Source organism: Phycicoccus sp. CSK15P-2 (assembly GCF_016888005.1).
GTDB lineage: Bacteria > Actinomycetota > Actinomycetes > Actinomycetales > Dermatophilaceae > Phycicoccus.
The window spans coordinates 100,822-113,604 of record NZ_JAFDVE010000019.1; the positions used below are offsets into that span (position 1 = coordinate 100,822).

12 protein-coding genes are annotated in these 12,783 nt (G+C 76.9%); 1 reads left to right on the top strand and 11 read right to left on the bottom strand.

The features are described 5' to 3' along the window. Positions 1 to 16: 16 nt before the first annotated feature. The 8 genes from JQN72_RS11635 to JQN72_RS11670 all read right to left on the bottom strand — a co-directional run bounded on the left by JQN72_RS11635 (position 17) and on the right by JQN72_RS11670 (position 7,686). Complete coding sequence (locus JQN72_RS11635) at positions 17 to 1,477, bottom strand: proton-conducting transporter membrane subunit (protein ID WP_204135358.1); 1,461 nt, start codon at positions 1,475 to 1,477, stop codon at positions 17 to 19. Then, complete coding sequence (locus JQN72_RS11640) at positions 1,474 to 2,943, bottom strand: NADH-quinone oxidoreductase subunit M (protein ID WP_307812637.1); 1,470 nt, start codon at positions 2,941 to 2,943, stop codon at positions 1,474 to 1,476. Before JQN72_RS11640 ends, JQN72_RS11635 begins: the two co-directional genes overlap by 4 nt. After that, entirely contained in the window at positions 2,940 to 4,820 is a 1,881-nt protein-coding gene (locus tag JQN72_RS11645; RefSeq protein ID WP_204135360.1) for an NADH-quinone oxidoreductase subunit L, read from the bottom strand. The genes JQN72_RS11640 and JQN72_RS11645 overlap by 4 nt, the downstream gene beginning before the upstream one ends. After that, a complete protein-coding gene (gene nuoK / locus JQN72_RS11650; protein WP_204135361.1) occupies positions 4,817 to 5,134 on the bottom strand; it encodes an NADH-quinone oxidoreductase subunit NuoK in 318 nt (105 codons plus the stop codon). The genes JQN72_RS11645 and nuoK overlap by 4 nt, the downstream gene beginning before the upstream one ends. Next, entirely contained in the window at positions 5,131 to 5,670 is a 540-nt protein-coding gene (locus tag JQN72_RS11655; protein ID WP_204135362.1) for an NADH-quinone oxidoreductase subunit J, read from the bottom strand. Before JQN72_RS11655 ends, nuoK begins: the two co-directional genes overlap by 4 nt. After that, positions 5,667 to 6,137 (bottom strand): 4Fe-4S binding protein, encoded by a 471-nt coding sequence (locus JQN72_RS11660; protein WP_239100559.1) that lies wholly within the window; start codon positions 6,135 to 6,137, stop codon positions 5,667 to 5,669. Before JQN72_RS11660 ends, JQN72_RS11655 begins: the two co-directional genes overlap by 4 nt. A gap of 74 nt (positions 6,138 to 6,211) precedes the next feature. Beyond that, the gene (locus JQN72_RS11665; RefSeq protein WP_204135364.1) at positions 6,212 to 7,168 is read right to left on the bottom strand and encodes a complex I subunit 1 family protein; all 957 of its coding nucleotides are present in this window, start codon (positions 7,166 to 7,168) and stop codon (positions 6,212 to 6,214) included. After that, on the bottom strand, positions 7,165 to 7,686 hold the full coding sequence (locus JQN72_RS11670) for an NADH-quinone oxidoreductase subunit C (protein ID WP_204135365.1): 522 nt from the start codon (positions 7,684 to 7,686) through the stop codon (positions 7,165 to 7,167). The genes JQN72_RS11665 and JQN72_RS11670 overlap by 4 nt, the downstream gene beginning before the upstream one ends. Positions 7,687 to 7,854: 168 nt before the next feature. On the opposite strand from JQN72_RS11670, the gene JQN72_RS11675 reads away from it, so the two are divergent. Continuing rightward, positions 7,855 to 8,283 carry a hypothetical protein gene (locus JQN72_RS11675; protein ID WP_204135366.1) on the top strand — a complete coding sequence of 143 codons (429 nt, stop codon included), beginning with the start codon at positions 7,855 to 7,857 and terminating at the stop codon, positions 8,281 to 8,283. Here the strand turns inward: JQN72_RS11675 and JQN72_RS18920 are convergent. The 3 genes from JQN72_RS18920 to JQN72_RS11690 are packed head-to-tail and all read right to left on the bottom strand — an operon-like array spanning position 8,272 to position 12,771. Next, a complete protein-coding gene (locus JQN72_RS18920; RefSeq protein WP_204135367.1) occupies positions 8,272 to 10,593 on the bottom strand; it encodes a transglutaminase domain-containing protein in 2,322 nt (773 codons plus the stop codon). The genes JQN72_RS11675 and JQN72_RS18920 overlap by 12 nt on opposite strands. Then, on the bottom strand, positions 10,590 to 11,789 hold the full coding sequence (locus tag JQN72_RS11685) for a DUF58 domain-containing protein (protein ID WP_204135368.1): 1,200 nt from the start codon (positions 11,787 to 11,789) through the stop codon (positions 10,590 to 10,592). The genes JQN72_RS18920 and JQN72_RS11685 overlap by 4 nt, the downstream gene beginning before the upstream one ends. Before the next feature lie 4 nt (positions 11,790 to 11,793). Continuing rightward, the gene (locus tag JQN72_RS11690; protein WP_204135369.1) at positions 11,794 to 12,771 is read right to left on the bottom strand and encodes a MoxR family ATPase; all 978 of its coding nucleotides are present in this window, start codon (positions 12,769 to 12,771) and stop codon (positions 11,794 to 11,796) included. Positions 12,772 to 12,783: the final 12 nt, after the last annotated feature.

Genomic DNA, 12,783 nt, shown 5'->3' on the forward strand with positions numbered 1-12,783 from the left:
CCGGTAGTTCCGTGAGTCAGGAGGCGGACGCGAGGAGGACGTGCGGCAGGGCGCTGGTCACGACGAGGACGACCCCGCCGAGGACGAGCACGACCACCGAGGACCGGCGCCGCCCCGTCCCCGGCTCCTCGAGCGCCGTCGGGGTGGTGCCGGCGCCGAGCAGCACCGCCACCCACCGCAGGTAGACCGCGATGCCGAGCACGACGGCGAGGACCCCGGCGAGCGCGACCGGCCAGACACCCGCGGTCACCGGCGCCGAGAGGGCGAGGATCTTGGTCACGAGGCCGATCACCCCCGGCGGCAGCCCGGCGAGGACGAGCAGCGCGATCAGCAGCGCCCCGCCGGCCAGGGGTTCGCGGCGCAGGAGCCCGCGGGTCGCCTCGAGCGTGCGGGCGCCGGTGCGGGACAGGACGGCGAACGCGACGGCGGACGCCGCGGCGTAGGCGAGCACGTAGGCCGCGGCCGCCCGGGCACCGGCGTCCGAGAGCGCCGTGAGGGGGACGAGCACCCATCCGGCCTGGGCGATCGTCGACCACGCGAGGAGCCGGACGGGGTCGTCCTGGCGGAGTGCGACGACGGTCCCGAGGAGCAGCGAGGCCACGGCGGGCAGCCCGAGGACGAGGACGACCGGGGTGGTGGCGCCGCCGAGGTCGACGAGCGCCCCCGCGACGACGAGGAGCGCGGCGACGGCGGACAGCTTCGAGGCCGTCGCGAGGAAGAGCGCCGTGCCGAGGTCGGTCGTCGCGTAAGCCTGGGGGGTCCACGCGTGGAAGGGCACGAGGGAGAGCTTGAAGCCGAGCCCGGCGACGAGCACGGTGACCGCGAGGAGGAGGACGGCCCGCTGTTCGGGCACGGCCCACGCGGCCGCCGCGCTCGGCCTGGAGAACGCGGCGTCCCCGGTGGCGGTGAGCCACAGCGCGGCGCCGAGGACGAGGAGCGCGAAGGACGCCAGGGACGTGACGAGCAGGCTGAGCGCCCCGTGGACGGCCGGCCGGCTGCCCCGCAGGGCGACGAGGGCGACCGCGGGCACGGTGGCCAGCTCGAGGGCGACGAGCCAGGTGCCGAGGTCACGGGCGGCCGCCACCGCCACGCCACCCGTCGTCGCGGCGAGCAGCAGCGTCGCCGTCACCGCACCGTCCCGGGGCCGCGGCCGGCCGTCGTGCAGCAGGGCCAGGCCGGCGGCCGCCGCGAGCAGCACCGCCGCCTGCAGGGTGCTCGTGCGCGGGCCGGCGGTCCAGAGGCAGGCGCCGTCCGGCGCGGGGAGGCAGAGCGTGCGCAGCGGCGCGTCGGCCCCGGCGACGGTGCCGCGGAGCGCGAGCCCGGCTCCCACGACGAGCGTCACGGCCGCGAGGGGCAGGGCCCAGCGACCGGCCCGTCCCCCCGCGAGCGCGTCGCCCGCGAGGACGAGGACGACCCCCGCAGCGGGGGCGAGCGCCGGGGCGAGGACGAGCCAGTCGACCGAGACGAGCGCGCTCACCGGGCCCCCACCACCCCGGCGACGGCGTCGGCCGTCACCGACATCACGAGCATCGGTGCGACCCCGAGGACGACGACGGCGAGCGCGAGGGCGGCGAGGATCCAGCGCTCCATCCCGCTCGTGTCGGGGGTCCGGGCGACGTCCGGGTCGGGCCGGTCCCCGACCCACACGATGCCCGCCACCCGCAGCGAGTAGGCCGCGGCGAGGGCCGCCCCGACCGCGGCGACGACGGCACAGACGACGAGGACGACGCGGGGCCGGTCGTCCGCCGGGGCCCAGGCCGCGTACACCGCCAGCACCTCGCCCCAGAACCCGGCGAGGCCGGGCAGCCCCAGGCTCGCGGCGAGCCCGAGGACGAGGACGAAGCCGAGCCGCGGCGAGGTCTCGCGCAGGGCCGGCCGGGGCACGGCGAGGTCGACGTCCCCCCACCGGTGTTTGAGCCCGCCGACGAGCACGAAGAGCAGGGCAGAGACGACGCCGTGCGCGACGTTGCCGTACAGCGCGGCCTGGAGCCCGGTCTGCGACCCCGCGGCGAGCGCGAGGACGACGAACCCCATGTGCGCGACGGACGAGTACGCCACGAGCCGCTTGAGGTCGCGCTCGACGAGGCAGACGAGCCCGCCCCAGACGACCCCGACCGCGCCGGCGACCGCGAATCCCGGGGCCAGCACGCCGAAGCCCTCCGGGACGCTCGCGACGGGCAGCCGGACCAGGCCGTACGTGCCCATCTTGAGCAGCACCGCGGCGAGGAGCACCGACCCGGCGGTGGGAGCCGTCGTATGGGCGGGAGGCAGCCAGGTGTGCAGCGGGACGACGGGCACCTTGACCGCGAGCCCGACGACGAGGAGCACCGCGACCCCGAGCTGGACACCCGTGCCGAGCCCGGCCCCACCGGCGAGCGCGCGCAGGTCGGCCGTGCCGGCCGAGGCGACGAGGAGCAGGATGCCGAGCAGCATCGTCGTCGACCCCACCGCCGTGTACAGGACGAAGCGCTGGGCCGCCTCGGTGCGGGCCCGGGGGTCGTGCGGGTCCCCGTAGCGTCCGACGAGGACCCACATCGGGACGAGCACGACCTCGAAGGCGACGAGGAAGAGGACGGCGTCGCGCGCGGCGAAGGTCGCGAGGGCCCCGGCCTCGACGACGAGCAGGCAGCCGAGGAAGGTCGCCGGGGAGCCCCCGGCCGGCACCTCGACCCACGCGTGCAGCGCGACGAGGAGCCCGATGCCCGCCGTGAGGAGGAGCAGCGGCGTCGAGACGCCGTCGACGCCGAAGGACCACCGGACCCCGAGCTCGGGCAGCCACGGCCGGTCGACCTCGGCGCCGAGCACCACGACCGCCACGGCGAGGCCGAGCGTCAGCGCGGCCGTCACCGCGGTGAGCAGCCTCGCGGGTCGGACTCCCAGGGCGCGTCCCCCGCTGACCAGCCACAGCCCGGCCGCGGCCGGGAGCGCGAGGAGCAGGCTCACGACCACAGGACCACCCCCAGGCCGCCGAGGACGACGACGGCCCCGAGGACGAGACCGACCCCGGCGCTCGGCCGCTCGCCACGGTGCAGACGTTCACCGGCCCAGCCGGTGGCACGGGTGGCGACGGCGGAACCCCGGACGTAGGCGTCGACGACCTCGGTGTCGACGAAGGCGACGACGCGGGCCAGACGCAGGACCGGGCGGGCGACGAGGCGGCGGTAGAGGGCGTCCGCCCCGAGGCCGCGGTCGGCCACGGGCACGAGGCGCCGGGCGAGGACGTCGGCCGGGTCGCGGTCGAGACCGCCGCGCAGCGCGACCGCGACGCCGACCCCGACGACGAGGGTCGTCAGGAGCAGCCACAGGAGGGAGATGGGGGCCAGCCGGAACGCCCCGGTGACGACGACGAGACCGCCGAGGACGGACAGCCCGACGAGCAGCCAGAGCACCACGGTCACCGCGACCGGCACCCGTCCGGCGCTGGGGCGCTGCCGGGTGTGCACGGTGAGGACGAGGTAGCCCCGGGTGCTGTAGGCGGCGGTGACGGCCGAGGTGAGGACGAGCGCGACGAGCACGAGCAGGCCGGGGCCGTCGACCGCCACGGCGCCGTCCCAGACGGTGGCGAGCACGTGCTCCTTGGACTGGCCGCCCACGACGAGCGGCACACCGGCGAGGGACAGGAACCCGGCGGCGAAGGCGACCCGCAGCACCGGCGCCGCACCGGCGGCACCGCGCAGCGCGACCGCGAGCGTCCCGCCCGCGGCGAGCGCGGCCCAGCCGACGGCGAGGAAGAGGAGGGACTTGAACAGGGCGTGCGCCCAGAGGTGGAACAGCCCGGCGTCCGGCCCCGCCTCGGCGGGTGCGGCCGCGACGCCCGCGAGCATGACGGCGACCTGGCTCACGGTGGACCACGCGAGCATCCGCTTGAGGTCGCTCTGCGCGAAGGCGAGCAGCGCCCCGAGCAGCATGGTCACCGAGACCGCGAGGCCGAGGAACCACCGGGCGGTCGGGCTGTCGGCGAACACCGGGTAGACCGAGGCGAGGACGACCGTGCCGGCCGCGACCATCGTCGCGGCGTGGATGAGGGCGCTCGCCGGGGTCGGGCCCTCCATCGCGTCGGCGAGCCAGTCCTGGAACGGCACCTGCGCCGACTTGCCGAGGACCCCGATGACGAGCAGGACGAGCAGGAGCGCCCGGACCCGGGCGTCCGGCGCCTCGCAGGCGGTCAGCGCGGCCCCCACGGTCGAGCCGTCGGCCAGTGCTGCGTCGACGCACGCGTCCGGGCGGTCCCACGCGGCGAGCACGGCGGCGAGGGAGGTGGTCCCGGCTCCGGCCGCGAGCCCGACGACGCCGAGCACGAAGCCGATGTCCGCGACCCGGGTGACGAGGAACGCCTTGAGCGCGGCCCGCCGGGCGCTCGGCCGCCGGGACCAGTGCCCGACGAGGAGGTAGGAGCACCACCCCATGACCTCCCACCCGACGACGGTGAGGAGCAGGTCGCCGGAGTGGACGACGAGCAGCATCGCCGAGGTGAAGAGCGAGACGGTGGCCGCGAACTGGCCGTACCGGTCGTCCGTGGCGAGGTACCACGTCGAGTAGACCTGCACGGCGAGCGCGACGAGCACGACCACGGTCGCGAGGGCTGCGCGGGTGGGGTCGCTGAGGAGGTCGAGCGGGACGAGCAGCTCCCCCGCGCGCAGCCGCGGCCCCGGGGAGACGGTGGTGGGACGCCCGGCGAGGCCCCACGCGATGCCGGCGAGGAGCAGCGTGACGGCAGCGGCACCGACGGCCACCGCGCCGGCCAGGCGGTCGTCGCGCCGCACCGCGACGCCGAGCACCGCGGCCAGCGCCGGGAGCCCGACGACGAGCCAGGGCGTCATCGGCCCGCGTCCCCGGCGGCGCCCGGGAGGTCGAGGTCGATGGACCCCCGCCGACGGAAGACGGCGAGGACGACGGCCAGCGCGACGACGACCTCGGCCGCCGCGATGGTGATGACGAAGAGCGGGAGCACGCTGCCGGCCGCCCAGCGGTCGCCGCCGGAGGCCTGCGCGGCGACGAGCAGGACGAGGCCGCCGCTCAGGACGAGCTCGACGCCCACGAGGACGAGGACGGCGTTGCGGCGCACGGCGACGCCCGCGACGCCGGTGCCGACGAGGACGGCGGCGAGCAGGTACGGACCGGCGAGGTGGATCACGGGACCTCCCCGGCGGCCTCCCCGGCGGCTGCGCCGGACGGCGCGGGCCGGGACCGGGCGACGGCGAGTGCGCCGACGAGGGCCGCGAGCAGGAGGAGCGACAGCAGCTCGAACGGCCACACCCAGGTGCCGAAGAGCTGTTCGGCGACGGCGGAGGACGGCACGTCCGCGACCGCGACCGTGCCGTCCGCGAGCGGGACGAGCACCGTCGCGAGGAGCCCGGCGGTGGCGGCGCCGAGGGCGGCGGCGCCGGCGGCGCGCCACGGTCCGGCGGCGTGCGCGCGGTCCGGGCCGATCGGCGCGCGGGTCAGCATGAGCGCGAAGAGGACGAGGACGACGACCGCGCCGACGTACACGAGGACGAGGACGAGCGCGACGAGCTCGCCGCCGAGCACGAGCAGCGCGCCGGCCACCCCGAGCAGGGCGACGACGAGCCACAGCGCGGCCCGGACGACGTGCCGGGTCGAGACCGCGAGCACGCCGCCGACCACGGCGAGCAGCCCGCAGGCGGCGAACGCGACGTCGAGCGGGGTCACGGGCGCCCTCCCCGGGCACCCCGCGGCGGGCGGCTCGCGGCGGTGACCTCGGCCGGCGGCGCGGAGCCCTCGTCGAGGGCCGGCGGGGGCGGGACGGTCGCCATCCAGCCGCCGAGCCGGTCCTTCTCGTGGAGCAGGTCGCGGATGTCGACCTCGGCGTACTCGAACTGCGGGCTCCAGAAGAGGGCGTCGAACGGACAGACCTCGATGCAGATGCCGCAGTACATGCACAGCGAGAAGTCGATGGCGAAGCGGTCGAGGACGTTGCGCTGGCGCTCTCGGCCGCCGGGGGTCGTCGCCGGGACCGTCTCCTTGTGCGAGTCGATGTAGATGCACCAGTCCGGGCACTCGCGCGCGCAGAGCATGCACGAGGTGCAGTTCTCCTCGAGGAGCGCGATGACGCCGCGGCTGCGCGGAGGCAGGGACGGCGCGACGTCCGGGTACTCGGCGGTGTGGCTCGGCCGCATCGCGGTGCGCGCAGTGGTCGCAAGCCCCTTGAGGACGCCCGGCAGCCCGCCGCGGCCCCGGCGGTCGTCGGCGGTCACCATCCCGCCACCACCCCGGCGCCGGTGAGCACGAGCTGGAGCAGCGCGAGCGGCACGAGCCACACCCAGGCCAGCCGCTGCAGCTGGTCCTCGCGCAGCCGGGGCCAGGCCACCCGCACCCAGACGACGACGAGCGCGACGACCAGCCCCTTGAGGAGGGTCCACAGCCAGCCGAGCGCCTCCGGGAGGGGGCCGTGCCAGCCGCCGAGCCAGAGGACGGCGAAGAGCAGCGACATGACGACGATCCCGGCGTACTCGGCGAGCAGGAAGAACGCGAAGCGCAGCCCGGTGTACTCGGTCCAGGCGCCCATGACGATCTCGGCGTCGGCGACCGGCATGTCGAACGGTGGGCGCTGCAGCTCGGCGACGGCCGCGACGAGGAACACGACCGCGCCCGGGAGCTGCCAGAGCAGCCACCACGGCGTCCAGGCGTCCGCGAGGCCCAGCAGCGAGAGCGAGCCGCCGGCGAGCGCGACCGAGGCGACCGCGAGCACGATCGGCAGCTCGTAGGAGACGAGCTGGGCCGCCGCCCGCAGGCCGCCGATGAGCGAGTACTTGTTCGCGCTGGACCAGCCGGCCATGAGCGTGCCGAGGGCGCCGACCGAGGTGGCCGCGAGGACGAGGACGACCGACCCGGGGACGTCGGCCGCGGCGACACCGGGGTGCACCGGCACGGTCGCGAGCGCGACGAGGTACGGGACGAGGGCCACGGCCGGGGCGAGCCGGAAGACCCAGCGGTCGGCGGCCGCGGGCGTGAGGTCCTCCTTCTGCACGAACTTCACGCCGTCGGCGACGAGCTGGGCCCAGCCGTGGAAGCCGCCGGCGTACATCGGGCCGAGCCGGCCCTGCATGTGCGCCATGACCTTGTGCTCGGCCTGCCCGACGAGCAGCGGCAGGACGAGGAACGCCGCGAGGGCGGCCGCGGCCCGCAGGGCGGCCTCGAGGAGGGTCATCGCGGACCCCACTCCGGCGGCGGCACGCCCGGGGCCTGGACCCGCCTGCGGCTCGGCGAGCGGGCGGAGTCGTGCCCCTCCCCGGGCTCCTTGCCGCCGGGCCACGGCTTGCTCGCCCGGGCCGCGAGCCGGAAGGACTTGCGCAGCGGGGTGCCCTCGAAGCCGTCGGGCAGGAGGAGCGGCCGCAGGCCGAGACCGGTGCCGTCGTCGAAGCCCTCGACCGGGATGCCGAACATCTCGTGCGTCTCGCGCTCGTGCCAGGCCGCACCCGGGAAGACGCCGGTGAGGGACGGGACCGGCTCGCCGTCCGCCACCCGGGTCGTGAGGAGGAGCCCGCGCAGGGCGCCGGGGGTGCCGACGTCGAGCAGGTGGCACACGACGTCGAAGCCCGGTGCGGCGTCGTCGTCGGTGTGGTCGACGGCCGTGACCCAGTCCAGGAACGCGAAGCCCTCGTCCCGCGCCGCGGCGACGGCCTCCCGCCACCCTCCGGGCGGGGCCTCTCGCGTCTCGTCCGTCACGCCCGGCAGCCTAGCGATCCGGCGCGGTGATGCCCGGTGGCGAGGACGTCCGTCCGCAGCCGTCCACGAGCCGCACGGCCACCGGGCACCCCGAACCCGCCTCGTCCGGACCCCGCCGTCGGTAGAGTCCACCCCCGGCGGACGAGGGACCCGAGGAGAGGCCTGACGGTGGTGGACGACGACCCGGAGGTGGACGCCGACACCATCCCGCGGTCCCGGCTCAGGGCGGTGTGGGGACCACACGGCCCCACCGAGGCGCCGCGCCTGGTCCCCGGGCCCCCGGAGCCGGTCCGGCCGGCTAACCGGCGGGTCTCGACCGGGCTCGAGGAGCGGGTCCGGTCGTGGGCACCGCCCGCGGCCGATCCCGAGCCGGCACCGCAGACGCAGACCATCCGCATCACGCTCCCGCCGCGGGCCCCGGAGCCCGATCCCTCCCCGACGCCCGCTCCCGCTGTCGCCCGGCCACCCGACCGGCACCGCGGCTACGCGCCGGCCGCGGGCGCGGTGGACCTCGCCCCCGAGCGGCCGACCCCGTTCACCGAGCCACCTCGGCGCCGGTGGTTCGGACGGCTGCGGCGCCGCGGCTCAGCGGGCTGACCGGACGGCGACGAGCCGTCCGGCGTGGATGCCCGACGGCACCCGCAGCCGGACGCCCGCCCGCTCGGGCAGCAGCGAGGCCAGGCTGACGTGCCGGCGCCAGCGGGTGCGCCACCCGACGCGCTCCGCGAGGTCGCTACGCACCCGCGCGGCGTGGGTCCACGCCCGCCGGGCCACGGTGTCGTCGGCGTCGGCGGGTCCGTAGGTGGCGACGTCCACGGCACGCGCCGCGTCCGCGACGGCCTCGCCGCCCACGGCCCGGGCGACCTCGCGCCGGGTGTCCCGCAGGGACACCTCGTACCCGGCGTCGCGCAGGGTCCCGACGACGTCCCGCCAGGCCGCTGCCGCACGCACGGCCGGGGGGCCGCGCCGGGACCGCACCGCCCGGCGCCCGGCCTTGCCGAGGACGAGCAGCGCGGTCCACAGGGCGGCGGCCAGGGCGGGTCCGCCCACGGCGCCGAGCGCCACCTGCGCCCACACCGGGAGCTCGGGCCCGACCTCCGGCGCCGTCGTGCGGCTCCGCCCGTTCGTGGACTCGTCGAGCGAGAAGCCGTCCTCGCTGCTCGGGGGGCGCTGCGCGAGCGGCGGGGGCACCGCGGCGGCCCGGCTGCGGTCCTGCTCGCGGACGGCCCGCGGCGACGGCTTCCGGTCGCGTGGGGGGACGAACTCGTCGGGCGCGAGGAGGGTCCAGGTGCCGCCCTCGTGGACCTCGACCCAGGCCCGGACGTCCTGGCCGCGGACCACGCCGTCACTGCCCGGCACGGCTCCGAGGACGACCCGGGCGGGCATCCCGAGGTAGGCCGCGGTGAGTGCCAGCGTGGCGGCGAACTGCTCGTCGTTGCCGGCCGGCTCGCGCTCGGCGACGAACGTCGCGAGGCGTCCGAGGGAGTGCCCCGGGAGGATCGTCTCCTCGCCCGGCCCTCCGTCGCTGTACGCACCGGTCGTGCGCAGCCGGGTCGCCACGGCACGCAGCTGCGCCAGCGGGTCGGTGCCGGCCGGGCCGGACGCCGCGACGAGCCGCGCGGCGGTCTGGGCGAGGACGGGGTCGACCGGCGGGGTGGCGGGCGGGACGGCCGCCGGGGCACCGAGCTGCTCGTCGAGGACGTAGGTCTCGCCCGTCTCGAGCCCGCCGGGCATGACGGCGCTCCCGGTGTCGAGGTTGTAGCGCAGCTCCTCCTCGCGGTCCTGGGCCTCCGGGCCCCGGAAGGCGATCCGGGTCTCGCCACCGAGGGTCGGGAGCCAGACCCGCAGGTCGCGGCGACCCGCCCACCCCGGGCCCACGGTGACCCGTGCGCTGGCCGCCTCCCCGCCGTCCGGGCGGGGGATACGCGCCCCGACCCGCAGGAAGCCGCCGGACGATCCCGGGGACCCGGGAGCGGCGTCCCCGGCCGCCCAGACCGTGCCGGAGTACGTGTCGACCGTCGCGAGCCGGAGGAGCGTGCCCGGCGGCAGGCCGGTGACCCGCACGAGCTCGAGGTTCGCGAGGTCGTCCGCCACGGGCCGGAAGGACCGGAAGGCCGCGAGCGGGCTCGGGCGGTCGGTGGTCGCGAGCGGAGGGACGACGTGCTCGCGCAGGACGGTGCGGCGCTCGGTGCCGAGCGCCGGGGTCGCGGCCAGGACGACGACCGAGGCGACCGTGAGGAGCAGGCCCGCCGTGGCGAACCGCTCGAGATGCGCCCCGCTGTGCGTGGTGACCGACCGCCGGGCCCGCACCGACCCCCAGACGACCCCGGCGACGAGGACCGCGACGCCGCGGACGGCCACGCCGGACGGGGTGAGCACCCCGAGCGCGGCGGCGACGACGAACACCGCGGCCGGGACGGCCATCGGGCGGTACGCGGCCGTGCTGCGGAGGGCGAGCAGCGTCGTCGCCGCACCGCCGACCAGGGCCAGGACGAACGGCAGGAGGCTGAGCGGGCCGGCGCCGTCCAGCGGTGGCAGGGTCGTGAGCAGGCGCTGCCAGCCCTCGGTGAGGGTCTCGCCCAGGGCGGCCCACGCCGAGGGCGTCGGCAGCGCGCCGGCAGCCGTGCCGCGCAGGGTCAGCGGCGGCGCGGCCACGAGCACGACAGCGGCGAGGACGGGGGGGAGCAGGAACCACGGGAGCCGCAGCCGGTCGACCGCGGCCCCGGACACGACACCCACGCCGAGCCCGACCGCGGTCGTCACGACCCAGGCCGGGCCGTCGAACGTGCCCACGAGGACGCTGAGCGCGGCACCGAGGAGCACGGTCGCGCCCGCGGCGTCGACGGCGAGGTCGAGCGGGCGGCGCCGGAGGCGCGCCCGCTCCCGGCGGGTCGTCGGCGTGCTCACGACGCCTCCACGACGCGGACGAGCCGGGCGAGGTCCGCGAGCGAGCCCATCGTGAGGTACGTGACGCCGAGGACGGTGGACGTCGAGCTCCGCTCGCCCGGCGCCACCCGCAGGACGTGCAGCCGGACGTGACCCCCGAGATGGCCCACGACCCGCTGGACCTCGGAGAACGGGGTGTCCGGACCGGTCACGACGACGGCGATGCTCGTCCCGGGTGCGAGCCCGTGCAGCCGGGCCGCGAGGTTGGGCAGGGCCGTGCGGTCGGGCTCGACCCGGGAGAACCCGTCGAGGGTGCGGGCCACCCCGGCCCGGTCGACCGCGTGCGCGCCGGCGACGACCGTCACGTCCATCTCGTCCCGCAGGGCCCGCACGGCGATGGAGGCCGCGGCGGTGACGGCCTCCTCGAACGTCTCCTCGTCCGGGTACCGGGCGGAGCGGGCGTCGAGGAGCACGCCGACGTGCGAGCGCCGGGTGTCGGTGTACCCCTTGACCATGAGGGTCGTCGACCCGGCGGCCGCCGACACCCGCGCCGAGGACTGCCAGTGGATGTGGCGGCGGTCGTCGCCCGGCAGGTACTCGCGCAGCGTGTGGAAGTCGAGGTCCGACACGGACGGGTCCGAGGTGGGGGTCCCCTCGAGGTCACGGACGAGCCCCGCGTCGAGCGAGGGGAGCGGGACGACGACGGGGTGGACGAAGAGCTCGAGGACCCGCGAGGCGTTGATCGTGCGCCGGGCGAGCCCGAACGGGTCCCCGAGGACTGTCGTCACCGGGCCCACGACGATGACCCCGCGCCGCTCGGTGCGGATGGTGAAGGGGAAGCTGAGCCGCAGGCCCGGGCCGAGCCAGGGCATCCGGAACGCCTCGAGCCGCTCGCCCACCGGGACCTCGAGGTCGGCCGGGGGCACCCGGCGGCTGCGGCCGTTCGTGACGACGAGCGAGCCGTCGGCGTCGGCCCCCGGACGGACCCGCCCCGGCCGGACGTCGAGCTCGAGGCCCACCCGCGAGCCGCCCGCGGCCATGAGCATCCCGAGGGCGAGCAGCACGAGCAGGCCGAGCCCGAGGACCCGCAGCTCGCCCCACCCGAGGAGCCACCCGGTGACGAGGGCGGCGACACCGACGAGCGCGGCCCACCATCCGGTGGCGGTCACGACGGACCGCTCCCGGAGGAGGTCGAGCAGGCGGCGCAGGTCGGTCACGTCGTCAGCGCTCCCCCGCCGGCAGGGTGACGGTCTCGAACAACTCGTCGATGACGTCCAGCACCGTGACGCCGTCGAACTCGGCGTCGGCGTCGAGGAGCAGCCGGTGCTGCATGACCGGCACGGCGATGTCCTTGAGGTCGTCGGGGACGACGTAGTTGCGGCCCTGGCCCGCCGCCCAGGCCTTGGCGGCGTGCACGTAGCCGAGCAGCCCGCGCACGGAGAGCCCGAGCCGCACGTGCCGGTGTGCGCGGGAGGCCTCGGCGAGCTCCTGCGCGAACAGCAGCAGCGGACGCGACACGTGGACCGAGCCCGCGACCTCGCGCATCCGCAGGACCTGGGCCCCGTCGATGACCTCCCGGACCGCGGCGGCGCGGTCGCGCACGGCGAGGCCGGAGAGGACCTCGACGGTCGCGTCCGCGTCCGGGTAGCCGATCGCGGTCTTCATGAGGAAGCGGTCGAGCTGGGCCTCGGGCAGCCGGTAGGTGCCGGCCTGCTCGATCGGGTTCTGGGTCGCGATGACCATGAACGGGTCCGGCACGTCGTGGGTCACGCCGTCGACGGTGACCCGGCCCTCCTCCATGACCTCGAGGAGGGACGACTGGGTCTTCGGCGAGGCGCGGTTGATCTCGTCGGCGAGGACGACGTTGGCGAAGACCGGTCCGGGCCGGAACTCGAAGACCTGCCGGCGCGGGTCGTAGATCGACGCGCCGGTGACGTCGCTCGGCAGGAGGTCCGGGGTGAACTGGATGCGCTGGTGGCTGCCGCGGACCGAGCCGGCGAGCGCCCGGGCCAGGCTCGTCTTGCCGGTGCCCGGCACGTCCTCGAGGAGGAGGTGCCCACCCGCGGCGAGACAGGCGACGGACAGCTGGACGACGCGCCGCTTGCCGATGAGCGCCTCGCCGACGGTGTCGACGATGGTCGCGAAGGTCTCGCCGAACCAGGCGATCTCGTCGGCGTGCGCCAGGGTCTGCGTACTCATCGGGTCCTCGGG

Excerpts from the sequence above, each read along its gene's own strand:
- JQN72_RS11645 (WP_204135360.1), bottom strand. The coding sequence starts at position 4,820 with ATGACGCCCTGGCTCGTCGTCGGGCTCCCGGCGCTGGCCGCGGTGCTC.
- JQN72_RS11660 (WP_239100559.1), bottom strand. The coding sequence starts at position 6,137 with ATGCGGCCGAGCCACACCGCCGAGTACCCGGACGTCGCGCCGTCCCTG.
- JQN72_RS11665 (WP_204135364.1), bottom strand. The coding sequence starts at position 7,168 with ATGACCCTCCTCGAGGCCGCCCTGCGGGCCGCGGCCGCCCTCGCGGCG.
- JQN72_RS11690 (WP_204135369.1), bottom strand. The coding sequence starts at position 12,771 with ATGAGTACGCAGACCCTGGCGCACGCCGACGAGATCGCCTGGTTCGGC.